A 26643-nucleotide genomic window follows, 5' to 3' on the forward strand; every position below is an offset into this window, starting at 1 on the left:
CGAAAATTCGACGAGACCTTTTAATATAGTTATTGGGCAATAGTGAAAAATATTTTAAAAACTATGCTATCATTTCTTATATAACCTATGAACAAAGAAAGGAATCAGACATGTTGCAGATTTTTAATACGCTCACTCGTAAAAAAGAAAAATTTGAACCTGTTACCCCAGGCGTTGTTAACATGTATGTCTGTGGTCCCACCGTTTACAATTATATTCATATTGGGAATGCCAGGAGTGCCATTGCTTTTGATACTATCAGACGATATTTGGAGTATCGCGGCTATCGGGTTAATTATGTTTCCAACTTTACGGATGTTGATGACAAAATGATTAACGCTGCCAGAGAAAATCAAACGACTGTTGGTGCAATTGCGGAAAAGTACATTCATGCATTTATGCAGGATACGGCAGCACTTAATATTTCACGGGATGTCAAGCATCCCCGGGCAACTCAAAATATCCCGGAAATTATTGATTTTGTTAAGAATTTGGAAGATCAGGGATATGCTTACAACGTTGACGGCAACGTTTATTTTCGGGCACGAAAATTTCCAACCTACGGTGAGCTGCCCCACATTGATGTGAACCAATTGGAAGTCGGCGCCAGCCAACACGTGGAAAAGGGCGAGTTCGAACAAAAAGAAGATCCGATTGATTTTGCGCTTTGGAAGAAATCCAAGGGTGATGAAATTTCATGGGATTCTCCTTGGGGCAAGGGGCGTCCCGGCTGGCATATTGAGTGCTCCGTCATGTCGATGAAGTATCTTGGCAAAACATTGGATATTCATGGTGGCGGTGAAGATTTGATTTTCCCGCACCATGAAAACGAACGGGCTCAAAGTGAAGCAAGAACCCATCAACAATTTGTTAAATACTGGATGCATAACGGTTTTGTGACGATTGGTGAAGATAACGAAAAAATGAGTAAATCTTTGGGGAATTTTATCACTGTCCATGATTTACTAAAGAAGATCAATGGGCAGGTTATTCGGCTGCTCATGTCAACGACGCATTATCGCCGCCCAATTCAGTATAGTGACGCCAGCGTTCAAGAAGCTAAAAGCAATTTAAAGAAATTGCAGACGGCCTTTAATAATCTTACTTACCGGCTGCATAATGCTGAAAGTGGCAGTGATCCCAAGGTTGAGCAGGAAGTTCGTCAAATTGTAGCGGATTTTATTGACGCCATGGATGATGATTTTAATGTTCAAAACGGCATTGCGGCGGTTTATGAACTGGCTAAGTTCGCGAACATGTACAGTGAACGTCCGGTTGTTTTCCAAAACAGTCTGCAATTTGTTATTAATACGTTAAAACAACTTGCGTCAATTTTTGGCATTAAGCTGGAACAAAGTGAGCTCAAGGATGATGAAATTTGGGCTTTGATTCATGAACGTCAGCAGGCCAGAGCAAATAAAGACTTTATTCGCAGTGATGAAATTCGTGAAGAATTAAAGGCTCGCGGCATCGTGCTTGAAGATACCCCTCAGGGAACCCGATTTAGAAAGGAATAACCAATTTTATGACAGATGATTTTTCGCAGCTTAATGGCATCGCTTTGGCCTACATGGGAGATGCTGCTTATGAGGTCTTTATTCGGCGACACCTGATTGAAGCGGGGATTGCCAAACCGACGCGACTGCAGCATGTTGCGACCAAGTATGTTTCGGCGAAGGCCCAGGCGGCCCTCATTGACCTAATGAAAGCTGAACGGCTATTAACTGAACGGGAATGGGATTATTTTAAGCGGGGTCGAAATGCCAAAAGTCATACGCATGCCAAGAACACCGATGTCATTACCTATCGCATTTCGACAGGTTTTGAAGCGGTTTTCGGCTACCTCTGTTTGAGTGATCAAACCGAAAGAATGGCTCAGATTGCAAAGTGGTGTATCAAACAGGTAGAAAGCGGGAATTTAAAACATGAAGCATGATCAGGAAAACGAAGAATTCATTATTGGCAGGCACCCCGTCGTTGCAGCCTTAAAAAGCGGCAGTCCCATTAATAAGCTGTTTATTCAAACTGGGGTAAAGAAAGATGAAAATATTATCGCTGATATTTTAAAATTGGCCAGAAAAAAGCATTTGGTCATTTCTGAAGTTCCCAAACAGAAGCTGGATCGGCTTTCCGGCGGCCAAAATCACCAAGGGGTTCTTTTGGCAGTTGCGGCATTTGAATACGCGACGATCGATGACCTATTTGAGAACGCTAAGAAACAAGCTGTCGAACCATTTTTTGTTATTTTAGATAACATCGAAGATCCCCATAATTTGGGCTCTATTATCCGAACGGCCGACGCAGCCGGCGTTTCCGGCGTCATTATTCCAAAGCATCGAGCGGTTGGGTTAACGTCGGTGGTTGCCAAAACTTCAGCTGGTGCGATTGAACGGGTGCCGGTTGCCCGGGTGACTAATTTGTCAGCAACGGTTAAAGAATTAAAAGCGCGGGGAATGTGGATATTCGGTACGGATATTTCCGGAACGGACTACCGCCGATGGGATGCCAAAGGATCGGTAGCCGTTATTATTGGCAATGAAGGCAAAGGCATTTCACCACTTTTGAAGAAACAGGTTGATGAAATGCTGACAATTCCAATGATCGGTAATATTCAAAGCTTGAATGCCAGTGTGGCAGCCAGTGTTTTAATCTATCAGGGATTTAATTCCCGACATCCGCTAAAGCACAAGTAGAGCTGGTGGCTAACGATGAAAGAAGATTTATTAATTGTTGACGCATATAACATGATCGGCAACTGGCCGCATTTAAACAAATTAAAGCAGGCTGATCGGCTGGCGGATGCTCGTGATCAGCTGTTAGCTGAGTTATCGGAATACAAAAAATATCGGGATATTAATATGATTGTGGTTTTTGATGCCATGTATGTTCCAGGAAATTCAAAGAGTTTTCGAAAATTTGATATGGAAATTGTCTGGACCAGTAAAGATCAAACTGCTGACAGCTATATTGAAGCGCTGGCTAGAAAGAAGCAAAACCGCTTTACGCAGGTCATTGTCGCTACGAGTGACCAGGCGGAACAGTGGACCATTTTTGCGGCGGGGGCGCTGAGAATTCCAGCCAGGGAGTTGTTGCGTGATATTAAGCGGGCAAAGCAGGAAGTTGACCTGGAAGCCCGAAAAATGACTGATAAATCGCACGCGCTGCGGCAAACGCCCTGGAGCCCCAAACAATTATTGGAATTGGAAAAGCTTCGGGATCATCTAACTGACGAAGATAAATAATAATATTAACGTTTTAATATTGTTTAATTGGTATAGTTTGCCTAACCGTCTTATGAATAATCGTTCTCTTGAGGTCATTTAAATCCTTCTGTAATGTAATCTGCGTTCATAGATGATACAGAAGGAGAAATTTATATGATGATTAGTAAAATGGAATTCAAGGTGATCAGATTGGCGGCTGAAGGGGACGAACAGTCCTTTACGATTCTTTTTCATAAATATTATCCAATTGTGCGTAAACTGGGCCGATCCTGTTTTATCGAAGGGATGGAAGCCGACGATTTGGATCAGGAAGCCGGCCTGGTCCTGCTCAAGTCGGCTAAATGTTATCGTTGGGAGCGCAGCGTCAGCTTTGGCAGTTATTATCGCCGTAATCTGCGAAATCGGATTTATGATTTGATTCGCTTGAATAAAGCCAAAAAGCGGGACCCCCAGGAACGGGTCCAGCGTATCGATGAGAACAAGTCTTTTTATTCGGCGACGTTGATTGATACTTCCGCGACCGATCCGGAACGGCTGACGTTGCTGAAAGAACGGCTGACGAAATTATATACAAAGTGTTCACCGCTTGAAAGAGAAGTACTTCACGTTATTTTGAATTTGGATGCGGATCAGCGGATTGATGATCGGAAGTTTATCAATGCGTATGAACGCTGCAAATATAAATATATATCGCTGGATAAATTGACTGAATTGATTTAGAATGCTAGAATTACTATGCTTGTTAGGAGGTGCCGTGATGGCTCAAAAGAAAGTTGCACTGGCATGTTCTGTTTGTGGGTCGAGAAACTACACGATTCCCGCAAACCCTAATCGGACAAAACGGTTAGAGCTTAATAAATTTTGTAAGTACTGCGGCAAGTATACACTGCATAAAGAAACTCGCTAGACAGATGATGTAAGGGGATACGAATTTGAGACTCTGGAACTTTTGTAAAAATGTTGTTAAAGAAATGAAGATTGTTACCTGGCCAAATGTTAGGCAAACCAGAACCGATACGACAACTGTTATCGGAACGTCAATTATTATGGCAATTTTCTTGGGCTTGGTAGATTGGATTGTTCAATGGGGACTTTCATTTCTTGCATAGCCTTTTTGGCGAAATTTTGATATAGTTATGTTGTTAAAACCTGCAGAATGTGTCAGGTTTTTTTGTTTGAATTAATTTTTGTCGATTAATTGAAAAGAGGAGCTAATAATAATGGTGGAGTCAGCAGAGAAAAAGTGGTATGTGCTGCATACCTATTCCGGATATGAAAATAAAGTTAAAATGAATTTGGACAGTCGAAAGCAATCGATGGGGATGTCGGATCTGATTTTTCGGATTGTCGTTCCGGAAACTGAAGAACACGAAGTTGATAAAAAAGGTAAGGACAAAGTCAAAATGGATAAGACCTTTCCCGGCTATGTTCTAGTTGAAATGATCATGACCGACCAGGCTTGGTATGTGGTTCGAAACACGCCCGGGGTTACCGGCTTCGTTGGTTCTCACGGTCAGGGAAGTAAGCCGACACCATTACTGCCTGACGAAGTTGATCTGGTCTTAAAACGAATCGGTATGAGCTCGCGGCACGAAGACTTGGACGTCAACGTTGGCGATACGGTGAAAATTGTCGATGGTGCCTTTACCGGGTTGAACGGTAAAGTAACCGAGATCGATAATGAAAAAATGCGCCTGAAAGTAAATATTGAAATGTTCGGCCGGGAAACCAGCACGGAATTGGAATTTAATCAGGTGGATACAGAAATTTAAGCTGATTTTTAATTGGAATCGGTAACGGTCCCCAAAGTTGGTGATTGTGTTGATAAAGCCGAATGTTATAACTGTTATAATCGTCATAGCAATGATTTTCGCCTGTTTGGGCAGCTTGCTTTTAGGGGCCTGGCATTTAGGCCGGCCAGTGAGTGGTTCAGCCAATGAGCAGGCAGATCAAGACTCGGTTACACTATTTCTGCCGGGTTATTTGGGCAGTCGGTTTTCCTTTGGTTTCCTGCTGAAACGGCTGGTTAAAAACTATCATGCCGACAAAGCACTGGTCGTTATTGTAAAACGGGATGGTCGTTTAAAACTGTATGGTAGCATTAAGCGGGGGCGCTGTGTTGTTCAGGTCTTGTTTGAAGATAAAACGTCTAGGCCAAGTCAACAGGCCGAATGGCTGGACCATCTGTGCCAAACACTTCAGAAACGCTACCGGGTGGCCAGTCTTAATCTGGTTGGCCATTCAATGGGATGTATCACCATTTTTTGGTATTTGACGCATCAGCATCGAAACGCCACGGTTTCTATTGATAAGGTTGTCGCGATTGCCGGTCCTTTTAATGATTCGGAGATTGCGCGAAATACCGTTGCAATTGATTCCATTCCACTGACCGCTGCCGGACCAATCCATAAGCGGCCGATTTATTCAGCGTTAGCGGCCAATATTTCACAGCTGCCGCCGACAATAAAAGTTTTAAATATTGCCGGCAGAATCAGTGATTCTCAAAAAAATGACGGCCAGGTTTCGGTTAACAGTGCGTTCTCACTGCGATTTTTGTTAAAGCGGCCACTGGGTTATTATCACGAAATGATTGTCAGGGGACGCCGGGCGAGTCATCGGCTGCTGCATGAAAATCGGCTGGTGGATAATAGTATCGCAGAATTTTTATGGCACTGATAATTAGTATTGTTTCCCACGTGGGTTTGTGGTATATTATGATGGTATGTTTATTCTGGTAAGCATACTGACGTGGGAGGAGAAATTCTGATCTCCAATTACCACACACGGACTTAAGGAGGTATGTCTCGTGGCTAAAAAAGTAGCTAACATTGTTAAATTGCAAATTCCTGCGGGCAAAGCAACACCTGCCCCGCCGGTTGGTCCTGCTTTAGGTCAAGCAGGGATCAACATTATGGGCTTCACAAAGGAATTTAATGCCCGTACCGCTGATCAGGCAGGGATGATTATTCCTGTTGTTATTACTGTGTATGAAGATCGTTCATTCGACTTTATCACAAAGACTCCACCTGCTGCTGTGTTACTCAAGAAAGCTGCTGGTGTTCAAAAGGGTTCCGGTGAACCAAACACTAACAAGGTTGCTAAAGTTACCAAAGACCAAGTTAAGCAAATTGCCGAAACAAAGATGAAAGACTTAAACGCAGCTGACGTTGAAGCAGCAATGCGAATGGTTGAAGGAACTGCACGTAGTATGGGCTTTACTGTCGAAGGTTAATGCCGACAGACATACGAAGTAGGACTAACACCGTTTAAAGCGTTGTTTGAACGTTGCGTGGGAGGTTAATCCGTTAGAACCACAAACAAGGAGGAAAACACATGGCTCGTAAAAGAGGTAAACAATATAAAGCAGCTCTTGAACAGGTAGAAGCCGGCAAGGCATACCCGGTTCAAGATGCCGTTAAACTTGTAAAGAAAATTGATTATGCAAAATTCGACGCAACTGTTGAAATTGTATTTAACTTAAACGTTGATACCAAGCAGGCTGACCAACAATTACGTGGGGCGGTTGTTTTACCTAATGGTACTGGTAAAGAACAAACCGTTATCGTATTTGCAAAGGGCGACAAGGCAAAGGATGCGCAAGCTGCCGGTGCAGATTTTGTTGGTGATGCAGACTTGGTTGAAAAAATTCAAGATGGCTGGTTGGACTTCGATGTTGCCATTGCCACACCGGATATGATGGCTCAAGTTGGTCGTTTAGGCCGGGTTCTTGGACCTAAAGGTTTAATGCCAAACCCTAAGACCGGTACCGTAACGATGGACGTTGCCAAGGCTGTTAAAGAATCAAAAGCCGGCAAAGTTACTTATCGGACCGATCGTGACGGCAACGTTGCTGTGCCGGTTGGTAAGGTTTCATTTGACGATGAACAGCTTATCGGTAATTTGAAGACCATTGAAGACGTTATTGTAAAGGCCCGTCCAGCTTCTGTACGTGGCACATACGTTAAGAACGTTTCAATTTCTTCAACCTTTGGCCCTGGCGTCAAAGTTGATCTTGAATCATTCGCTGAATGATTTTCGATTTAAATTAAATCCCTAATTGACGAGTACTCACATTTTGTGATATGCTGTTAAATGCTGATATATATGCCTAAGACTCAGGTGGCGAAAAAGCCTTAATATCCTGCCGAGGAAACGATTCCTTTTTCCTATGTCTAGGTTTGGCATAGGGATTTTTTATTAAATCCCATCAAAAAATTTTGGGAGGTGAAACTTGTGAGTGAACAAACTGTTGCAATTAAAGCAAAAAAGGTTGAAGAAGCCGTTGAAAGTATGAAGGCTGCTTCTTCAATCGTGGTTGTTGACTACCGTGGCTTAACGGTCGCTGAAGTAACGGATTTGCGTAAGCAACTTCGTGACGAAGGCGTAAAAATGCAAGTTATTAAGAACAAGGTATTGGTTCGGGCTGCCGAAAAAGTCGGCTTTGATGATTTAAAAGATACATTTGCTGGTCCAACGGCGGTTGTCTTTTCATCAGAAGATCCTGTTGCCGGTCCTAAGATCGTTCATAACTTTGCTAAAAAGAACGACGCACTTGAACTTAAGGGCGGCGTGATTGATGGTAAAGTCGCAACACTTGATAAGATTAACGAGTACGCTGCATTGCCTAGTCGTGATGAATTGTTATCAACGCTTGCTAACATTCTTCAAGCACCTGTTCGTAACTTTGCATATGGCGTTAAAGCAATTGCTGATAAAGAACAGGAAGACGGCGGCGACGCTGCTTAATGACTAAAAATTAATTCCAATTAAACTGGAGGAAAATAAAATGGCTTTCGATAAAGACAATATTATTGATCAATTAAAAGACGCTTCAATTAGTGATCTTAACGACTTAGTTAAGTCAATTGAAGATGAATTTGGTGTTTCAGCAGCTGCTCCTGTAGCAGCTGCCGGTGGCGCTGCTGGTGGTGACGAAGGTAAGAAGGATTCATACGATGTTGAATTAACTGAATCCGGTGACCAAAAAGTTAAAGCTATCAAGGCTGTTCGTGAAATCACTGGTCTTGGTTTGAAGGATGCTAAGGGTCTTGTTGACAAGGTTCCTTCAACTATCAAGGAAGGCGTTTCTGAAGAAGAAGCTAACAAAATCAAGGAAACTCTTGAAGCAGTTGGCGGCGTAGTAACTCTTAAGTAAGCTATGCATAATTAGTTCAAATTAAATCCCCCTGTATCGGTGTCAAATACTGGTACGAGGGGATTTTTTAGTTTTTACTTATCGATTTAAACCGATATGAATTGATGATTATGTGGCACTTTTGGAAAGTGCCACAGTTTTAGAATTACTTGTCGTTGTAATCTTTAAGTAAGGGCTGTTCATTTATTATTTCGTCGATAACTTTGGTTTAAAGGGCATAAGAATTGCTCATTTTTAAGGGTTCAGTTATTAACCTTCCAATAAATCCAGTGGTCTACTCTTGTTATCCAAGGTATTAGTTGGCATAATAAAGCAAGATATCTATTTGGGGTGAGTTATTTGGCAAAATTAAAAGCCTTTCTTGATAAACGAATGACATTGATTAAATTACTGTTTGTTTTTTCAGTATTGATTTTTGTAGTTCGTCAGTTGGCAAAAATTATTCGGCAAGTAAATGGGGAAGCGTTTAAACAGGTCTTGGAAAGCCAATCCAACGGCTCGTTGTTACTTATGTTGGTAGTTGGCTTCGTTTCAATTTTACCAATGTTAATTTACGACTTTTCAATTGTTAGATTTTTACCAACCCATTTTTCACCGTGGTACATTGTTCGAAGTGGTTGGGTTGTGAACACGTTTACCAATCTGCTGGGCTTTGGCGGCCTGCTGGGAGCTAGTCTGCGAGCGCATTTTTATGGCAAGGGTGCTTCCCGTAAGCAAATTGTTTATGCAATCTCTAAAGTAGCATTATTTTTGATTTCCGGCTTATCGTTGTTATGCTTGGCTGCACTGGTTATGATTTTTGGCTTTGGAATTGGTCAGACGTTTTCACACTATTGGATCTGGCTGTTGGGTGGCGCCAGCTATTTTCCAGCTGTCTTTCTTTTTACTAAGTTGAATCGGTCTGATTTTTTTGATGATTTGTCAACTAACCAGGAGTTGATTATGGCGACCGGTTCATTACTGGAATGGTCGAGTGCCCTTGGCTTTTTCATTTTAGTTGGCTATTTAATGGATTTGCCGATTGACTTCGCGGCTGTTATTCCGATTTTTGTGGTTGCCAACGTTGCCGGAGTTGTTTCGATGATTCCGGGTGGCCTAGGTTCATTCGATATTTTTATTATTATCGGTTTGGGATTCATTGGTGTTAATCGAAGTGACGCGTTAGTTTGGATTCTATTGTATCGGACTTTCTATTATCTGGTGCCATTTATCGTTGGTACGGCGCTGTTTGTTCATGATACCGGCCATAAGATCAATACTTTTTTGGATGGCTTGCCAAAAATCTTGGTGCGGCGGTTTGCACAGGTACTGCTTACTATTTTTATGTACTTTTCCGGTATTATGATGCTGCTTTTCGCGACGGTTCCCAACGTGGTAATTGTGAATCGGTTGTACATTCGACTATTTCCGTATTCCATCTTTTTCGTCAGCCATGTAATGAATATTATTGTGGCCTTTTTACTGATTGGTTTGGCAAGCGGTATCTGGGCCAAAACGAAGCGGGCTTTTTGGCCAACGGTGATTGTTTTAATTATTTCAATTTTAAATACGTGGCTCAATGAGGCTTTTACCTGGCGGATGATTACGTTATTTGTGATTATTTTAGTAATCCTTTGGTTATCAAGAAGCGTGCTTTATCGTGATCGAATGGCCAATTCATGGGGGGTCCTGTTGTTTAATGGATCACTGTTTATTGTAACGTTTATCGGCTATACCCTCGTTGGGATTGCGGCTAATCCGCACACGCCGTTGCACTTTGATAAAGCCTATCTGTTTCCTTCCCAGGCGGCTTGGCTGGTGGGCTTTGTCGGCCTGGTAATTGCTTTGCTGGTCTTATTTGCAGTCAACCGTTATCTGACCGCTAATCGGCCGTCATGGCTGTACCAGCCGTTTGACGCGCAAAGAGTTCGGCAGGTTATTCGAACATTTGGCGGTAATGAGAATAGTCACCTGGCATTTTTACGGGATAAAAAACTGTATTTTTATCAGGAAAACGGTCAGGATCAAGTATTCTTTATGTTTCGAAAAACGGCGGATAAAATCCTGATTATGGGCGAACCGGTTGGCAATCGGGAGAAGTTTGCAATTGCCATCGACAGCTTTATGACCGAAGCGGATCAGCAAGGTTACAAATTATTGTTTTACGAGATTAACGAGGCGTTAACGATGCGGCTTCACGAAATTGGTTTTGATTTTATTAAAACCGGTGAAGATGGGCTGGTTGATGTGACAAAGTTCACGCTTAGCGGTAAGCGGCATCGCGGCGAGCGGGCATTGATTAATAAATTTAATCGGGAAGGCTATCAGTTTGAACTACTTCAGCCACCTTTCAGCAGCTCGTTAATGGCGGAATTAAAACAAGTTTCTGATGACTGGCTGGATAAACGACCTGAAAAGGGGTTCTCACTTGGCTTTTTTGATGAAGCGTATTTAAATGAATCACCAATTGCGGTAATGAAAAACCCGGAAGGCGCCATTGTCGCTTTTGCAAATTTAATGCCGGATGGGAATCACGAAGTAACGTCAATTGATTTGATGCGATCTTCGTCCAAAGCACCTTCGGGCGTTATGGACGGTATTTTGGTTAATCTGTACTTCCAAGCTCGCGATGCCGGCTATCATTATTTTGATTTGGGCATGTCGCCATTGTCCAACGTTGGGACTTCCCGCTTTAGCTTTACCCAGGAACGAATTGTCCATTTGATCTATGAATACGGCTATAAGCTATACAGCTTTGAAGGATTGCGGTCTTACAAGAATAAATACGTGGACGAGTGGGAGCCTAAGTACATTGCATATTATCGGGGGAATGCCTTGGTATTTGCGGTTCTCCAGATTTTACCAATTATCAATCGACCTCAAAGAAGAATTCGGATTGGCTGGTTAAAATGGCTGATTGCCGATTAGCTAATAAACGTAAAAAGAATGGGAAAAAAGGCGGTTAACTTCCAGAGCATAATCGAATTATCCGAATACTTCGGATTTGAATGTTTGGATAATTCGATTATGTGGCAGGAAGTTGCCTCTCGGCGCACGTTCTCATTCGGTAATAATCGTGATTACCCAAAAGAGACTGGACAAAATTACTTTTGTCTCAGTCTCTTGTTTTGTGAAAATCTAACTGGGTAGGTTTAACTGTTGAACTGAACACTAACTTTTTCGTTGGGACTTGTGAAGGCATAGAAAATTCGGTTTCCCCGATGACTAATCAATGATATTTTTTTGCCCTTTATTCGAGGAGCCGGCTGACCGGCTTTTAAAACACCGTAAGTAAAGTTATTGATATGCTTTTGATTAATTCGGTTCTTAAGTTGGTAGGGCCGATTAGCATTGGCTTGACTGACTGAACTAATGTGGTACCCCGCCGCTGAATAACCACCCAAAACACGTTGACGGAGTTGAACAATCAATCGATTATCCCGTGTAAAGCCGAGAACAACCTGATCACCATGACTATCGGCGGAAAGCGCAATAACACTTTTTTTATCAACTGAACGACCACTTTTCTCCCGAGCAATCTGATTCATCATAATCTGTGGGTCGCGGTTATGGATCAATAGGTAAAGTGACCCACTCAGGCTTAGCAATAGACATATCAAAATAAAAGTCGGAAACTTCCAATGAATGGGAGCCCGGGGGACTGATTGTTCCAAAAAAGACGCCTCCTAAAATAAGCAATTATAGAATAATTGTATTATAAAAAATAGTTGTGACTTTTTTGTGAACGAATTGTGAACAGAGTGTGACGATTCTATAAAAATAATCAATAGATTTTCATGAAAAAACTTATTGATGGGCTAAAATCTGCTTAATAACAGCAGCGAGTTGCTGATACTGCTTTTCGTAATAACTTTGCTTCTGAAAGACCATACTTAATGTTCTGGTAATGGTAAAATCAGCGAGGTGAAGTTCTTTTAAGCGGTGCTGTTCAAGCTGTTGCGGCAGCAAAGCATGGTACATGAAACTAATACCCAAATTTGATTCCAATAGCCCCATGATCGTTGCCATATCACCAACCGTAATTACTTTGGCAAAGTCGTCAACCGAACGATTCATGGTGCCCAACCAGTTTTCCAGGATTGAGCGGGTGCCTGAGCCGGCTTCTCGAAGCAGTAATGGGGATTGCAGGCAATCTTGAAGGGTTACGGTGTCCAGCTCTGCCAGTGGATTCTTCGAATTGCAGATGGCAACAAAGCGATCTTTAAAAATTGGAATGTAATCATAATCAGCCAGATTAAAGTTACCTTCAACCAAGCCAAACTCGATTTGGCCATTATCAATTTGGCTTAAAATTCGGTCGGTATTGGCAACCAGGCAATTTAAGTCTGTAAAACGATCGTTTATTTTTTAATAAATTGTGGCTCGACAATTGTGTTGAAGGAAAGGGTGGCACCGAATTTCAACGGTCGTTTAGCCTGTGGCTGTTGTAGATGTGCCAAAATTTGTTGACTCTTAATGGTGACACTTTCAATAAACTTTGCCAGTTGCTTACCGGCTGGTGTAATAACTAAATGGGGGCGCTCATATTTTACCAGTTCAAGTTGCAGCTCCTTTTGTAGGCTGGCAATTTGTTGAGTAACAGCAGGCTGGGTAATAAATAATTTTTGTGCCGTTTTTGTGTAGGAAGTTGTTTTGGCAAGCATTAAAAAAGTTTCGTATCGTCGATCAAGCATTAAATCATCACCACCATAATTAGGATTATTTATATAGTTATTATACATTATAATTTTCATTAATCACCAATCTCTGGTAATATTTTAAAAGTAAATCAGAGACGGAGGGAATTAGATGAAAAATTATGGTGTGTTACGGACGACCGGGTTCTTTATTGCATTAATTTTAACCTTGATCTGTGCACTGATTGGGAATTTTCTGGGCAGCCAACCGTATTTAAGCTTAATTGGCGCGCTGGTAATTTCTCTAATATTGGGGATGCTGTTTCAGGTATTTCGTCAGCCGGTAGCAGCTTCAAGAGAGGGAATTGGCTTTATTTCCAATAAATTTCTAAGATTAGGCATTATTTTACTGGGCTTTAAATTAAATTTAATCGACTTGGCTTCTGCCGGCGTTAAAACGATTTTGTTGGCAGTCGTTGTTGTTTCCGGGACGGTTTCATTAACCTATTTTATTGCCCGTAAGTTCGGCGTTGAAAAAGAATTAGCTATTTTATCCGCGGGTGGAACCGGTATTTGTGGTGCGGCTGCGGTAATGGGAATTTCACCTCAAATTAAAGTTGAGAAGCATATGCTGACTCGTCAGCGGGAAAATGAAGTAATGGCAGTGGCAGTCGTTGCGATTTTGGGAACTGTCTTTACATTGATTGAGATCGGTCTGAAGCCACTGCTGCATTTGACACCGACGCAATTTGGCGTGATGACGGGTGCTTCACTGCACGAAATTGCCCATGCGGTTGCGGCTGGTAGTTCTGGTGGCCCGATTAGTTTGGATACGGCGATTATCACCAAGTTGTCGAGAGTGTTAATGCTGGCACCGGCGGCCTTAATTATTGGCGGTTGGTATCAACGGACAACACCGCAGCCGGCAAACCAGGAAAAGCGCCGACTGCCGATTCCGTGGTTTATGGCCGGTTTTATCCTGGCCAGCATTTTGGGAACCTTTTTACCACTGGGTGCTTCGACACTGGCATTTTTGGTAAAAGCTGCTTATCTGTTCTTGGGAATGGCAATGGCTGCTTTGGGAATGAGCGTTAATTTCCGAGTGATTTTCCAAAGAGGCCGTAACGTTTTTCTGGCAGCCTTTCTTTCTTCGGTAATTTTAATGACATTTACAATTATTGTCAGCAAAACATTTTTCTAAAGATACAAATAAAAGATGATTGACAGTCAAATAGGCTGGTCAATCATTTTTATTTTGGCCAGTTTTAGAATTTAAAAATCTTCATTAATGGATTTACCTAATTTTTACCAAGCTTAAATAAAAATATCCGCAAAAAATTAAGCGCTTCCATCGGCTTGTGAAATTAGCCGATAGTAGCACTTTAAATTCTATTGTATCAACCATCATAGTACCTAATAAATTGAGCAAATGATTAAAAAATAAAACGGCGGTGGTTGACAACGTTACCAAAATGCGGTAACTTGTATTTGAGTAAAGTTTACTAAAATATAAAGGGATGACAAATAATGCTTTCTGATGATGTAAAGAAGATTTTCAATGATAAATTTGGATATGATTCAGGTCGGACTTTTTTCTCACCCGGTCGAATTAATTTGATTGGTGAGTATACTGATTTTAACGGCGGTCACGTTTTTCCATGTGCAATCAGTATGGGAATTTATGGGGCTTACGGTGCCCGGGACGATAATAAAGTCCGGGTCTTTTCCCAAAACGTGGCTGATCAGGGAATTATTGAATTTTCCTTAGATGACTTGGCTTACAGCAAAGCTGATGGTTGGGCAAGTTATCCTAAAGGCATGATCGCTCAGATTATTGACCATGGTCATCAATTAACCCACGGGTTTGACTTGGCGGTTGATGGTAATCTGCCTGATGCGGCTGGTCTTTCATCGTCGGCTTGTATTGAGTTGTTAACTGCTGAAATTGTTAATGATGTTTTTGACTTTGACATTGATGAAGTTGATTTGGTTAAGTACGGTCAATTGGTTGAAAATAAGTATTTAGGCCTGCAAACAGGTATCATGGACCAGTTTGCAATCGGAATGGGCAAAGCCAACCAGGCAATTCTGCTTGATACGAACACATTGGATTATGACTATGTGCCGGTTGAAATGGGTGATCGGGTTGTCGTAATCATGAATACCAAGAAGCACCGAGAGCTGCAAGACTCCAAGTATAATGAACGACGGGCGGAATGTGAAGAAGCTTGAAACGTCTGCAAACTAAACTGCCAATTAAGACACTTGGTGATTTAAGCGAATCTGAATTTGATGAAAACAGTTATTTGATTAACGATGATACTTTGATTCGCCGGGCTCGTCACGCGGTCTTTGAAAATCAACGGACACTAAAGGCCAAAGATGCCTTGGTTAACAACAACTTGGAGGAATTCGGCAAGTTGATAAACGCTTCTCATATTTCGTTACATTATGATTTTGAAGTAACCGGTAAGGAACTGGATACCTTGGCAGAAACTGCTTGGCGCCAACCGGGTGTTATTGGTGCCCGAATGACCGGTGCCGGTTTTGGCGGTTGTGCAATTGCAATCGTTGATCGTGACCAGGTAGATGCTTTCAAGAAGAATGTTGGTGAGGTTTACGAAAAGGAAATTGGCCATCCGGCAGAATTCTACATTGCTGAAATTTCAGATGGTCCAAAAGAGATTGAGTAATCAGTTTTATTGAGAAGGAGAGGATTATAAGATGGCAATTTTAGTATTAGGTGGTGCCGGTTACATCGGATCACACACGGTTGATCGATTAATTGAAAAGGGTTATGACGTTGCAGTGGTCGATAATTTAGTAACCGGTCACCGGGCTGCGGTTAATCCAAAAGCGCGGTTCTATGAAGGCGATGTCCGTGACAAAACCTTTTTGAGCGGTGTCTTTGATAAAGAAGATGTTGAAGGTGTGATCCATTTCGCTGCCTTTTCCGTTGTTCCGGAGTCCATGGCAAAACCACTTAAGTATTTTGACAACAATACCTATGGCATGATTAGTTTATTGGAAGTTATGAACGCGCATCACGTTAACAAAATTGTCTTTTCTTCAACGGCGGCCACTTATGGTGAGCCAAAGCATATTCCAATTAGGGAAACGGATCCCCAAGTACCGACCAACCCCTATGGCGAAAGCAAATTGGCCATGGAAAAAATTATGCACTGGAGTGACGTTGCATACGGCATTAAATTTGTCGCACTACGTTACTTCAACGTTGCCGGTGCTAAACCAGATGGTTCAATCGGTGAAGATCACCACCCGGAAACCCACTTGGTTCCGATTATTTTGCAGGTTGCTGCGGGTGAACGCGACGAGCTGACGATTTTTGGTGATGATTATGACACTAAAGATGGGACCAATGTTCGGGATTATGTTCACGTGCTTGATTTGGCAGATGCCCATATTCTGGCTTTGAAATATTTACAGGCCGGTCATGATAGCGATGCCTTTAACCTGGGTTCATCAACTGGTTTTTCCAACAAGGAAATATTGGAAGCTGCCCGGGATGTTACCGGCAAGCCGATTCCCGCAAAAATGGGTCCCCGACGTGCCGGCGATCCAAGCACATTAATTGCTGCCAGTGATAAAGCACGAAAAGTTCTTGGATGGGATCCGCAATTCGATGATGTTCACGAAATTATCAAAACCGCTTGGAACTGGAAAGAAACCCACCCTAAGGGCTACGATGATCGGAAAGGAAATAAGTGAAGATGAGTCAATCAGCAGTTGAAAAATTTGTCAATTTAATTATTGAATCAGATTCGCCTTACAAGGATGTTGATCGAATTTACGTTACCAATTTGGTCTTTCGGTTAATTGGTGACGGGTTTGGCGAAACGGTTGATCATAACGCACCGGTAGATTTGGCCAATGATCTGGTTGAGCTGGCGATCAAGCACGGCAAAATTGAAGATTCAATTACCGAACGTGAAATCCTTGAGGATCAGTTGATGGACCTGCTGACACCGATTCCTTCCAAAGTAAATGAGCTGTTTTGGAATAAGTATCAGCAGTCACCTGAAAAAGCAACTGATTACTTTTATCAACTTAGTCAAAATAATGATTATATTAAGACACGGGCCATTGCTAAAAATATTTCCTACAAGGCTGAAACAGACTATGGCGATCTGGAAATTACCATTAATTTATCGAAACCGGAAAAGGACCCTAAGGCAATCGCGGCAGCCGGCAAAAAGAAGGCCTCTGGATATCCGGTCGGACCACTGGCAATTGAAAATGAAGGTTACCTGGGCCGGTTAGGTTATCCCGCCAGAAGTAATCATCGGGTCATTCGAATGATGATCGGTGGTCAGCCATGGGGCTTTCAATATTCGCCATACGCCTACTTTGGTGAACACGCTATTTTCTTGAACCAAAAGCATGTCCCGATGAAGATTAATCAACAGACCTTTGTTAATTTGATGGATATTATCAAACAGCTGCCACACTACTTTGTTGGCAGTAACGCAGACCTGCCAATTGTCGGCGGTTCGCTATTGGCTCAGGACCACTATCAGGCGGCCGCCATACTTTCCCAATGATGAAAGCCGGAATTGATCGAAGCATTGATTTGGGCATTGACGGCTTAAAAGCCGGGATTGTGAAATGGCCAATGGCAACGATTCGGTTTCAAAGCGAAGACGTCAATCAGGTAATTGTCGCGGCAACCAAGATTGCGGATACTTGGAAAGATTACTCGGATGAATCAGTTGATATTCGGGCTTATACCGATGGTACTCGGCACCATACCGTTACCCCGATTGCTTACAAGCAGGGTGATTTATACACGTTGGACGTCGTTCTTCGGGATAATCAGACCTCTAAGCAATATCCCGATGGTATTTTCCATCCACATAAAGATGTGCAACATATCAAGAAAGAAAATATCGGGCTGATCGAAGTGATGGGGCGAGCAATCCTGCCGGCGCGTCTCAAGACCGAAATGAAAGAAGTCGAGAAGTATCTGTTGGGCCAGGCTAATGAAATGGCTGATTATCACAAAGCCTGGGCAGATGAGTTGAAAACGCGTTACGATTTTACACAAAACAATGTTGAAAAAATTGTTGATAAAGAAATCGGTTTGGTATTTGCCAGGGTGCTGGAAGATGCCGGCGTATATAAATGGAACGAAACGGGACAGGCTGCATTTGACCGGTTTGTTCAAAAGTTAAAATAAGAATGGGCCGAAAGCCGGTTAACTGCCAGAGCATAATCGAATTAGCCGAATAATCTGGGCTTGGATGTTTGGGCAATTTGATATGTGGCGGGAAGTTGCCGTTCAGCTTTTTACTCGGTAATAGTTGTGATTAAACAAACGGAACGTGGGTGAACCCAAAGATGGTTTGCCGGCGTTCTTTTTGGTATAGTAGCGTTAAAAGCAGGGATGGGAAAAGCAGGCTTAATGACTGGTCTTAGCAATCGTTATTGAGCTAAAAGGGCCCCCATCCGGGAGGAACTTCCAGTGAAATTAATTGTTTATAATGTTCGGGATGATGAAATTCCGTTTGTTGAAAAATGGGGTCGGGATCATCAAATTGAAGTGACTACGACGACCACAACGTTAAATACCGAAACGGCTGCTGAAGCCGCCGGATTTGATGGGGTTTCCTGTTTACAGACGATTCCGTATTCAAAGGAATTATTCGCGGCATTGCAGCGATTGGGAATTCACTATCTGGCGTTGAGAAATGTTGGCACTGACAACATTGATATTCAGGCAGCCAAGGCGAATAATGTCCAAATAACCAACGTACCGGCTTATAGTCCGGAAAGTATCGCTGAATTTGCCGTTATGATGGCCCTTTATCTCTCCAGAAAGGTTGGCTACATGCAGCAGCAGCTCCAAGAACAGCACGAGTTTCATTTTTCGCCGGCTTTTATGGGTCGTTTAATTAGTGAACAAACCGTTGGTGTGATTGGCACTGGTCGGATTGGTCGCCATGCAATCCAATTGTTTCGGGGTTTGGGCGCAAATGTGATTGCCTATGACAAATATCCGCAAAAGGTTGCGGGCGGCGCTTTTAAATACGTCGACCACTTGGAAGACATTTTTAAACAAAGCGATATTATCAGTCTGCATATGCCCGCCACAGCCGACAACTTTCATTTATTTGATCACGAAGTCTTCGAGGAAATGAAGCCCAATGCAATATTAATTAATACTGCTCGGGGAACAATTGTTAACACCAATGACCTGATTTTTGCGTTGGAAAGCGGCGAGATTGCAGCTGCCGGGATTGATACGCTGGAAGACGAATCAATTGATTTGCAGGATTCACGATCGACCAAAAAGATAACCGATGCTGATTTGATCAAATTGTCAATGATGCCAAACGTGATTTTGACACCCCATTCGGCTTTTCACACGACTGAATCGGTTAAAAACATGGTTAACATTTCATTGAACAACTTAAAGACGATGGCTGAAGGCGGTAAGCCAGCCGATCTAGTTGACTAATGTCTTTTAATATCTGTTTTTGCTCAGTAATAATCGTGATGACGTAAAACGATAGGGTCAAAAACAATTTTGACCCTATCCCGTTTCAGCAGTTCTGCTATTAATTTATTTTAAATGTCGTAATCGCTGTCAGACATTGATTCAACGTTTCCAAGCAGGTAGCCGTTACCAACCTGTGAAAAGAAGTCGTGGTTGGCCGTTGAAGTTGAGATACCATTCATGACCACCGGATTAACATCTTCCGCGGTATCCGGGAAGAGGGGATCCTGCCCCAGATTCATTAAAGCCTTGTTAGCGTTGTAACGGATAAAGACCAGAACATCATCTGTCCAGCCGGTTTGATCGTAAAGTAGATGGGTATACTTTTCTTCATTGGCGTATAACTTGTAGAGCAGGTCGTATAACCAACTTTTTAGATCTTCCTGTTTGGTCTTGGAAAGCTGATTAAAGCCGATCTGGAATTTATAGCCGATATAGGTGCCGTGAACAGATTCATCCCGCAAAATTAACTTAATGATTTCTGCGACGTTGGGAATCTTATTATGACCCAGGTACCAAAGCGGTGTGTAGAAGCCAGAATAAAAGAGGAAAGTTTCCAGAAAGACGCTGGCAATTTTTTTCTTTAGGGGATCCGGATTGTTTTCATAAATGTCGCGAATCTTGAGTGCTTTGTTTTGAAGAAATTCTTCGGTGTCGCTCCAGTCAAAGATTTCGTCGATTTCTTCAGGTGTGTTAAGGGTTGAGAAAATTGATGAGTAACTTTTAGCATGAACGGACTCCATGAATTGAATGTTGTTGAGAACCGCTGTTTCGTGCGGCGTCTGCACGTCTTTTCGAAGTGAGGCCATTCCTTCCTGTGATTGAAGGGTATCCAATAGCGTCAAGCCGCCAAAAACGTGACCAACCACCCATTGATGATCCTGGTCAAGTGTCCGCCAGTCGGAAAGGTCGTTTGAAAGCGGGATTCTTGTATCCAGCCAAAACTGCTCCGTTAATTTTTCCCAAGTTGCTTTATCGATTTGATCGTCGATTGCGTTCCAATTGATTGCTTTGTAATTTTCAGTCATAGCTAACTTCCTTTGTCTTACTTATCTTAAACGGTTTGTTAAATGACACAGCTTTCACATTGATTTGAGCCGACTTCCTGCTGGTCATCCGTGAAGGTTCGAATATAGTAAATTGATTTGATGCCTTTGCGGTGCGCGTAATTTCTTAAGATATTCAAATCACGGGTCGTCATCTTGTCTGTGCGGCCCTTTTTCCACTCATATAGGCCTTCTGGAATGGTTGAGCGCATGAAGAGGGTGAGGGCCATTCCCTGATCAACATGGACCTGAGCGGCTGCGTAGATGTCGATTACTTTCCGCATATCCATGTCGTAAGCTGACGTGTAATATGGAATCGTATCATTTGACAAGTAAGGCGCCGGATAGTAGATCTTTCCAATCTTGGATTCTTGGCGCTCCTCAATCCGATTGATAATCGGGTGAAGACTGGCAGTTGTGTCGTTAATATAGGAAATGGAGCCGTTTGGGGCGACCGCCAGCCGGTTTTGGTGGTAAAGGCCATCCTTCATAACGGCCTGTTTTAAATTAGCCCAGTCAGCCGCGGTTGGAATCGAAATACCATCAAAAAGCTGTTTGACTTTTTCGGATTTTGGCGCATAGGAATGATTGAGGTACTTATCAAAGTAAGTACCGTCGGCATATTTGCTCTTTTCGAAGTTGTCGAAAGTTTGCCGGCGTTCCTTGGCGATTTTGTTGGAAGCAACCAGACTCCAGTAGTTTAACAACATAAAGTAAACACTGGTAAATTCGATTGATTCCGGTGAACCGTAATGCATATGGCTCTTGGCAAAGTAGCTGTGAAGTCCCATCGCCCCCAAGCCGATTGAATGAGACTCCCGGTTACCTTTTTGAATTGAAGGCACGACGTCGATGTTTGAATGATCGGTCACAAACGTCAGGGCACGGACCATTGATTCGACCGAATGGCCAAAATCTTTGGCATTCATCATATTGGCAATATTGGTTGAGCCCAGATTACAGGAAATGTCTTTTCCCAGTTTAATGTAATGCTGTTCGTTATCAACCGTGGATGGGGTTTGCACCTGGAGAATTTCCGAGCAGAGGTTGCTCATAACAATCCGACCGTCAATTGGATTTTCCCGGTTAGCCGTATCGATATTAATGATATAGGGGTATCCGGATTCCTGCTGGAGTTTACTAATTTCGGTTTCCAGGTCCCGTGCTTTAAGCTTTGATTTTTTATATTATCGTTAGCAACCAGGTTATCATATTCCTTTGTAATATCAACATAGGAAAATGGGACACCGTACTCACGTTCAACGTCGTAAGGGCTGAACAGGTACATATCGGCGTTTTCTTTAACCAGTTCATAATATTTGTCCGGTACAGTTACGCCAAGTGACAGTGTTTTTAACCGGATTTTTTCATCAGCATTTTCTTTCTTGGCGCCCAGAAACGAAATGATATCGGGATGAAAGACTGACAGGTAAACCACGCCGGCACCCTGCCGCTGTCCCAACTGATTGGAATAAGAAAAGCTGTCTTCCAGTAATTTCATGACTGGGACAACGCCGGAAGCGGCCCCTTCAATGTGTTTGATTGGATCACCGGCTGCCCGCAGATTGGACAGATTAATACCGACCCCACCGCCGATTCTTGACAATTGGAGTGCGGAATTAATTGTCCGGCCAATGGTATTCATATCATCGGTTGTCTGAATCAGAAAACAGGAAACAAACTCACCACGGTTTTGGCGCCCGGCGTTTAAAAAGCTGGGAGTAGCCGGTTGGTAACGCTGGTGAATAATTTCATCGGCCAAATCCATTGCCAGTTGTTCATTACCATCGGCAAAGAACAGGGCGTTGGCGGCAACTCGGTCCAGGAAGGATTCCAAATATTGATCGTTGTCATTAGTCTTTAAAGCATATTGGGCATAAAATTTGTAGGCTGCCATGAATGATTTGAAGTGAAAGTCTTGATCCTTCAAATATTGATAAAGCTTTTCAATGAAAGCCATCGAATATTTTTTAATAAAATCGGCTTCGTAGTAGTGGTTGTTGATCAAATAATCAAATCGTTCCTGCAGACTGTTAAAAGTCATTAGATTTGGGGCAACATTTTCCTTTAGAAATGCCTGGAGGGCCTGTTGGTCTTTTTGCAACGGGATTTGATTATTTACCGGGATGTTAATTTCATTGTTGAGATCGAAGTATGTAACATCCTTAAGGTTATGAAGAGACATAGTAAAATCACGCTTTCTATATTTTTGGGAATAAAATAAGCGAAGCCAAATTTGGTTCCGCCAGTTTAAGACTGATCAATATGTTAAAATGGACAAGGATTAACCAGCGATTTTTTGAAGTTCATCAGGCCGAAAGCCACTAAATGCTTGTTGACCATCAACATCAACTACCGGTACGGCATAGAAGCCTTTATTTTTAAGATAATCAACGTACTCCGGTTGCTCGTTAATGTTGTGTTCTTCAAACTTAACATTATGTTCTGTTAAGTAACGCTTTGTCATCTTGCACTGCATGCAGTTGTTTTTGGAATAAACAGTTATTTTTGCCATTTGTGGTCCCCCGTTTTTAAAAAATACTTTTTTAATTTATGTTTCTAGTTTACACTAAACTTACAAAAAATCAACGGATTAACACAATATATTGTGATGAAATTGCTTGCAACTACCAAATATAGTTAAGAGCACATAACTACTAGAGTTAAGGAGTTTTCTATGGATAAAGATCATTTTTACTATTCAACGCATCCGGATGTTGAATCGGCACCGATTACTTGGGAGTACACCCTTTTGGGACACAACTTTGTGTTTACTTCAGACAACGGTGTGTTTTCTAAACACCGGGTTGATTATGGCAGCCGGGTCCTGCTTGATAATTTTGACTTTACAGCTGTCCCGGACGGCAAATTTTTGGACATGGGGACCGGCTATGGGCCGATTGGCCTGGCGCTTGCCAAGCTTCAGCCGAACAGGACGGTTGATATGGTCGACGTAAATGAAATTGCGCTGGCGTTGGCAAAGCAAAATGCAGCTGCCAATCAAATTTCGAATGTTCAAATTTTTGCGAGCAACGTTTATTCTAACATTAAAGACAGCTACGCGGCAATCGTGACCAATCCACCGGTCAGGGCCGGTAAAAAAGTTGTTGATGCCATGATTAGTGGTGCTTTGGCCCATTTAAAACCGGCGGGCACCTTAACGGTGGTATTACAAAAAAAGCAGGGGGCTCCATCTGCCAAAAAGCTGATGACCAACTTGTTTGGCAATTGTGAGATTGTCAAACGTGATAAAGGCTATTATATTTTACGCAGCGTTAAGGAATAAATCTGAGGCAGTTGAGAGGTTTAAATGACTCAAAGAAGAGACGAAATGTTTATGAATGCGGCCCTGGTTGAAGCTCAAAAAGCTTATTTGATTGGTGAAGTGCCGATAGGTGCCGTTGTTGTTAAAGATAATCAAATTATCGGCCGTGGTCATAATTTAAGGGAGCATTTAAATGATGGCATTGCCCACGCCGAAGTGATGGCCATTGAGGAAGCCTGCCGTTATTTGGAAAGCTGGCGGTTGATTGACTGTGAACTTTACGTCACGATTGAACCATGTTTAATGTGTGCCGGTGCGATTGTTAATTCCAGAATTGACAGGGTGGTGTTTGGCGCTCGGGATTCGAAAGCCGGTGCGGTTAGAAGCCTATATCGGGCTTTGGAAGATTCCCGGCTGAATCATCAAGTTGCGGTTTTTGAAGGAGTCCGGCAATCGGCGTGTTCGCAGATCATGAAGGACTTTTTTAAGGCGGCCCGAAAAAGAAAACGGCAAAAGTGACTGGCTTTTTTCCTCAAAATACGATATGATAGTTATTGCCGCAAGGCCCTGAGGCAAGGGTCGGGTTACGAACCGTGTCAGGTCCGGAAGGAAGCAGCACTAAGTATCATCGACACTGTGCCTCTTGATTATGATAATTAAACTTTCAGTGTGAAAAAACGACTGAGAGACTTTAACCGATAAGAAACGAAAAGTATGGACAAGCTGGTAACCAGTTGGTCCATATTTTTTTATTTGCCGGCTGATACGCTGGAGGGAGCGGCTTTTAAAGTGGCGGTTTGATGATAACTGAAACAATTAAGGTTTCTTATAACCTGGAAATTCAGTGCTAAATTGGTTGGCATTTCTGGTTGATTCAGCATATAATTGTTAGAGTGTTTTAATCAGTAAATTTGCGTGTGTTAGAGCTGAATTTGGGGCTAACCAGTGGTCTGACGCCACTTTGAAATCGTCTTATAATGATGGCGGTCGCGATTGGTGGATCAGTCATTACAAAGGGAGGATCGGAAATGAGTTATCAAGCACTATACCGGGTTTGGCGCCCACAGCGATTTGATGAAATTGTTGGCCAGTCGATTATTACGCAAACGTTGAAAAATGCCATTTTAACAAAGCAGATCAGTCACGCCTATCTGTTTACCGGTCCTCGAGGAACCGGGAAGACTTCAGCCGCCAAAATTTTTGCCAAGCGGTTAACTGCCATTATCTTGAAGACGGTGAACCTTGTAACAAGTGTGAAACCTGTCAGGCAATTAATGAGGGCAGTTTAAGTGATGTTATTGAAATCGATGCTGCTTCAAATAACGGCGTTGAAGAAATCCGCGATATCAGGGATAAGGTTAAGTATGCACCGACCAAAGCCGATTACAAAGTTTATATTATTGACGAAGTGCATATGCTTTCAACCGGGGCTTTCAACGCACTTTTAAAAACGTTGGAGGAGCCGCCGGCTAACGTTATTTTTATTCTCGCAACGACTGAACCCCATAAGATTCCGGCAACCATCATTTCAAGAACCCAAAAATTCGATTTTAAACGGATCCGGCCGGCAGACATTTTGGAACGAATGGCGTATATTCTTAAGCAAAAAAATATTGTTTACGATGACCAGGCGTTAAAATTGATTGCTAAAGCAGCCGAAGGCGGGATGCGGGATGCTTTAAGTATTTTGGACCAGGCGATGTCCTATGGTGATGATAAGGTTACGTATGAAAATGCGCTTCAGGTTACCGGCAGTGTCACCAATGAACTTTTGACTGCCTACATTGATCAGGTTATTCAAAAAGATACCAAACAGGCACTGGTTACCGTTCAAAAAATTCTTGAGAACGGCAAGGATGCCAGTCGATTTGTTGAAGATTTAACCAGTTATTGTCAGGATATTCTTTTGTATCAGCAGGATCCTCAGATTATTGAACAAATGGAATTAGGCATCGTTGATGATAAATTCAAACAACTAAGTGATCAAATCAGTGATAACGAAATTTATCAGATGATTAATGAGCTAAACGAGATTGCTAATTCGCTTCGGTATACTGCTCATCCGGATGTTTACCTGCAGGTCTTGACAGTTAAATTAACACATCTTCAAGCTAAGCCTGCCGCACCGACAAGTTCGACCGCTTCCAGTGATGAAGATGGTAAAATAAAGGCATTAAGCAAGAAGGTTGACGAACTTCAAGCGGAGATTACCCAGCTAAAAGCAGCCGGCCCGGTTGAAAAGCCGGTGGCCGCCCACACTGCTGTTCCACCTAAATCAATTGAAGCCAAATCGACGGCCCGGGTTGAATTAACCAAAATCTATCCGATCCTTGGCAAAGCAACTCGTAAGAGCCTAAATGAGTTCCAGCAGGTTTGGCCGGACTTGATGAATACTTTATCCGTTACACAGCGGGCAGTCATGCACGTTTCAAAGCCGGTGGCGGCCAGTTCCGATGGCGTAATCGTGTCATTTGAGTACCCCATCTTTTTTCAAAAGGCGCAAAGTAATCGAGAGTTGACTGATGCACTTGAAAATAATCTGGATCGCCTTACCGGCCGAGCCCCTCAAATCGTATTTGTGCCAGATAACCAGTGGCCGAAGATTCGAAAAGATTATTTGGCAAGTCATCAAGATGAGTTGAAAAATCGTCAGCACAGTGGGGATGCAGCGGCTGATACCCCGGATACGGGCAGCGAAGCGACACCGCCCCAAGATGATACGCCGGCAGCCAAGCCGATTGTAAAAAAAGCAGCGGAATTATTTGGAAAAGATATTCTTGATATTAAAAATGATTAAAAAATATGATAATGGAGGCAGAT

24 protein-coding genes, 1 other RNA gene, 4 pseudogenes and 1 other annotated feature are annotated in these 26643 nt (G+C 42.6%); of the genes and pseudogenes, 23 read left to right on the top strand and 6 right to left on the bottom strand.

From position 1 onward, the window contains the following. The first annotated feature begins 110 nt into the window (after positions 1-110). The 14 genes from cysS to mprF all read left to right on the top strand — a co-directional run bounded on the left by cysS (position 111) and on the right by mprF (position 11286). On the top strand, positions 111-1517 hold the full coding sequence (cysS, locus tag JCM14108_RS06245) for a cysteine--tRNA ligase (RefSeq protein WP_035179426.1): 1407 nt from the start codon (positions 111-113) through the stop codon (positions 1515-1517). Positions 1518-1525: 8 nt separating this feature from the next. Further along, complete coding sequence (locus JCM14108_RS06250) at positions 1526-1936, top strand: Mini-ribonuclease 3 (RefSeq protein ID WP_035179320.1); 411 nt, start codon at positions 1526-1528, stop codon at positions 1934-1936. After that, entirely contained in the window at positions 1926-2693 is a 768-nt protein-coding gene (gene rlmB / locus JCM14108_RS06255; RefSeq protein ID WP_035179322.1) for a 23S rRNA (guanosine(2251)-2'-O)-methyltransferase RlmB, read from the top strand. Before JCM14108_RS06250 ends, rlmB begins: the two co-directional genes overlap by 11 nt. Before the next feature lie 15 nt (positions 2694-2708). Then, positions 2709-3242, top strand: coding sequence for an NYN domain-containing protein (locus JCM14108_RS06260; protein ID WP_035179326.1), 534 nt, complete (start codon positions 2709-2711; stop codon positions 3240-3242). Between the two features lie 135 nt (positions 3243-3377). Then, positions 3378-3944, top strand: a complete 567-nt coding sequence (locus JCM14108_RS06265; protein ID WP_235807067.1) for a sigma-70 family RNA polymerase sigma factor — start codon at positions 3378-3380, stop codon at positions 3942-3944. Positions 3945-3981: 37 nt separating this feature from the next. Beyond that, a complete protein-coding gene (gene rpmG / locus JCM14108_RS06270; protein ID WP_003561067.1) occupies positions 3982-4131 on the top strand; it encodes a 50S ribosomal protein L33 in 150 nt (49 codons plus the stop codon). A 25-nt stretch (positions 4132-4156) separates the two neighbouring features. After that, on the top strand, positions 4157-4333 hold the full coding sequence (secE, locus tag JCM14108_RS06275) for a preprotein translocase subunit SecE (protein ID WP_035179331.1): 177 nt from the start codon (positions 4157-4159) through the stop codon (positions 4331-4333). 111 nt (positions 4334-4444) lie between these two features. Continuing rightward, positions 4445-4996, top strand: coding sequence for a transcription termination/antitermination protein NusG (gene nusG / locus JCM14108_RS06280; protein ID WP_035179333.1), 552 nt, complete (start codon positions 4445-4447; stop codon positions 4994-4996). A gap of 148 nt (positions 4997-5144) precedes the next feature. Beyond that, positions 5145-5900, top strand: coding sequence for an alpha/beta hydrolase (locus JCM14108_RS06285; protein ID WP_235807066.1), 756 nt, complete (start codon positions 5145-5147; stop codon positions 5898-5900). Positions 5901-6030: 130 nt separating this feature from the next. Next, a complete protein-coding gene (gene rplK / locus JCM14108_RS06290; RefSeq protein WP_035179338.1) occupies positions 6031-6456 on the top strand; it encodes a 50S ribosomal protein L11 in 426 nt (141 codons plus the stop codon). A gap of 101 nt (positions 6457-6557) precedes the next feature. Continuing rightward, positions 6558-7256: a 50S ribosomal protein L1 gene (rplA, locus tag JCM14108_RS06295; protein WP_035179341.1), complete on the top strand. Its 699-nt coding sequence runs from the start codon at positions 6558-6560 to the stop codon at positions 7254-7256. 57 nt (positions 7257-7313) lie between these two features. Then, positions 7314-7429, top strand: a sequence feature (ribosomal protein L10 leader region). Positions 7430-7457: 28 nt separating this feature from the next. Continuing rightward, the gene (gene rplJ / locus JCM14108_RS06300) at positions 7458-7970 is read left to right on the top strand and encodes a 50S ribosomal protein L10 (RefSeq protein ID WP_051996061.1); all 513 of its coding nucleotides are present in this window, start codon (positions 7458-7460) and stop codon (positions 7968-7970) included. 40 nt (positions 7971-8010) lie between these two features. Further along, entirely contained in the window at positions 8011-8379 is a 369-nt protein-coding gene (gene rplL / locus JCM14108_RS06305) for a 50S ribosomal protein L7/L12 (RefSeq protein ID WP_035179346.1), read from the top strand. Positions 8380-8751: 372 nt separating this feature from the next. Continuing rightward, on the top strand, positions 8752-11286 hold the full coding sequence (gene mprF, locus JCM14108_RS06310; protein WP_420805515.1) for a bifunctional lysylphosphatidylglycerol flippase/synthetase MprF: 2535 nt from the start codon (positions 8752-8754) through the stop codon (positions 11284-11286). 224 nt (positions 11287-11510) lie between these two features. Here mprF and JCM14108_RS06315 read toward each other — a convergent pair whose 3' ends face one another. From JCM14108_RS06315 to JCM14108_RS15205, 3 genes are all read right to left on the bottom strand, one after another. Further along, positions 11511-12032 (bottom strand): hypothetical protein, encoded by a 522-nt coding sequence (locus JCM14108_RS06315; protein WP_051996062.1) that lies wholly within the window; start codon positions 12030-12032, stop codon positions 11511-11513. Between the two features lie 133 nt (positions 12033-12165). Beyond that, positions 12166-12723: a LysR substrate-binding domain-containing protein gene (locus JCM14108_RS15200; protein WP_369385528.1), complete on the bottom strand. Its 558-nt coding sequence runs from the start codon at positions 12721-12723 to the stop codon at positions 12166-12168. Further along, positions 12720-13052, bottom strand: coding sequence for a LysR family transcriptional regulator (locus tag JCM14108_RS15205; RefSeq protein ID WP_237745735.1), 333 nt, complete (start codon positions 13050-13052; stop codon positions 12720-12722). Before JCM14108_RS15205 ends, JCM14108_RS15200 begins: the two co-directional genes overlap by 4 nt. Positions 13053-13167: 115 nt before the next feature. On the opposite strand from JCM14108_RS15205, the gene JCM14108_RS06325 reads away from it, so the two are divergent. The 5 genes and pseudogenes from JCM14108_RS06325 to JCM14108_RS06345 all read left to right on the top strand — a co-directional run bounded on the left by JCM14108_RS06325 (position 13168) and on the right by JCM14108_RS06345 (position 19473). Then, the gene (locus JCM14108_RS06325) at positions 13168-14196 is read left to right on the top strand and encodes a YeiH family protein (protein WP_035179351.1); all 1029 of its coding nucleotides are present in this window, start codon (positions 13168-13170) and stop codon (positions 14194-14196) included. Positions 14197-14522: 326 nt separating this feature from the next. Next, positions 14523-15688: pseudogene (locus tag JCM14108_RS06330) on the top strand (galactokinase). Between the two features lie 31 nt (positions 15689-15719). Continuing rightward, positions 15720-16724 carry a UDP-glucose 4-epimerase GalE gene (galE, locus tag JCM14108_RS06335; protein ID WP_035179354.1) on the top strand — a complete coding sequence of 335 codons (1005 nt, stop codon included), beginning with the start codon at positions 15720-15722 and terminating at the stop codon, positions 16722-16724. Positions 16725-16726: 2 nt separating this feature from the next. After that, positions 16727-18192: pseudogene (locus tag JCM14108_RS06340) on the top strand (UDP-glucose--hexose-1-phosphate uridylyltransferase). A 285-nt stretch (positions 18193-18477) separates the two neighbouring features. Continuing rightward, positions 18478-19473 carry a D-2-hydroxyacid dehydrogenase gene (locus JCM14108_RS06345; RefSeq protein ID WP_035179357.1) on the top strand — a complete coding sequence of 332 codons (996 nt, stop codon included), beginning with the start codon at positions 18478-18480 and terminating at the stop codon, positions 19471-19473. Between the two features lie 110 nt (positions 19474-19583). On the opposite strand, the gene nrdF is transcribed toward JCM14108_RS06345, so the two are convergent. From nrdF to nrdH, 3 genes and pseudogenes are all read right to left on the bottom strand, one after another. Beyond that, positions 19584-20540 carry a class 1b ribonucleoside-diphosphate reductase subunit beta gene (gene nrdF / locus JCM14108_RS06350; protein WP_035179359.1) on the bottom strand — a complete coding sequence of 319 codons (957 nt, stop codon included), beginning with the start codon at positions 20538-20540 and terminating at the stop codon, positions 19584-19586. A gap of 38 nt (positions 20541-20578) precedes the next feature. After that, positions 20579-22743 (bottom strand): annotated as a pseudogene (gene nrdE / locus JCM14108_RS06355) (class 1b ribonucleoside-diphosphate reductase subunit alpha). Between the two features lie 99 nt (positions 22744-22842). After that, positions 22843-23073, bottom strand: coding sequence for a glutaredoxin-like protein NrdH (gene nrdH / locus JCM14108_RS06360; protein WP_035179362.1), 231 nt, complete (start codon positions 23071-23073; stop codon positions 22843-22845). A gap of 162 nt (positions 23074-23235) precedes the next feature. Here nrdH and JCM14108_RS06365 point away from each other — a divergent pair, with 162 nt between their 5' ends. The 4 genes and pseudogenes from JCM14108_RS06365 to dnaX all read left to right on the top strand — a co-directional run bounded on the left by JCM14108_RS06365 (position 23236) and on the right by dnaX (position 26620). Next, positions 23236-23844, top strand: a complete 609-nt coding sequence (locus JCM14108_RS06365) for a class I SAM-dependent methyltransferase (RefSeq protein WP_035179364.1) — start codon at positions 23236-23238, stop codon at positions 23842-23844. Positions 23845-23868: 24 nt separating this feature from the next. Then, entirely contained in the window at positions 23869-24342 is a 474-nt protein-coding gene (tadA, locus tag JCM14108_RS06370) for a tRNA adenosine(34) deaminase TadA (protein WP_035179366.1), read from the top strand. 45 nt (positions 24343-24387) lie between these two features. Further along, positions 24388-24474: signal recognition particle sRNA small type (gene ffs, locus JCM14108_RS14310), an RNA gene on the top strand. A 377-nt stretch (positions 24475-24851) separates the two neighbouring features. Then, positions 24852-26620: pseudogene (dnaX, locus tag JCM14108_RS06375) on the top strand (DNA polymerase III subunit gamma/tau). The last annotated feature ends 23 nt before the right edge of the window (positions 26621-26643 follow it).

The organism is Lentilactobacillus farraginis DSM 18382 = JCM 14108 (genome assembly GCF_000583655.1).
In the GTDB taxonomy this organism is placed as follows: Bacteria; Bacillota; Bacilli; order Lactobacillales; family Lactobacillaceae; genus Lentilactobacillus; species Lentilactobacillus farraginis.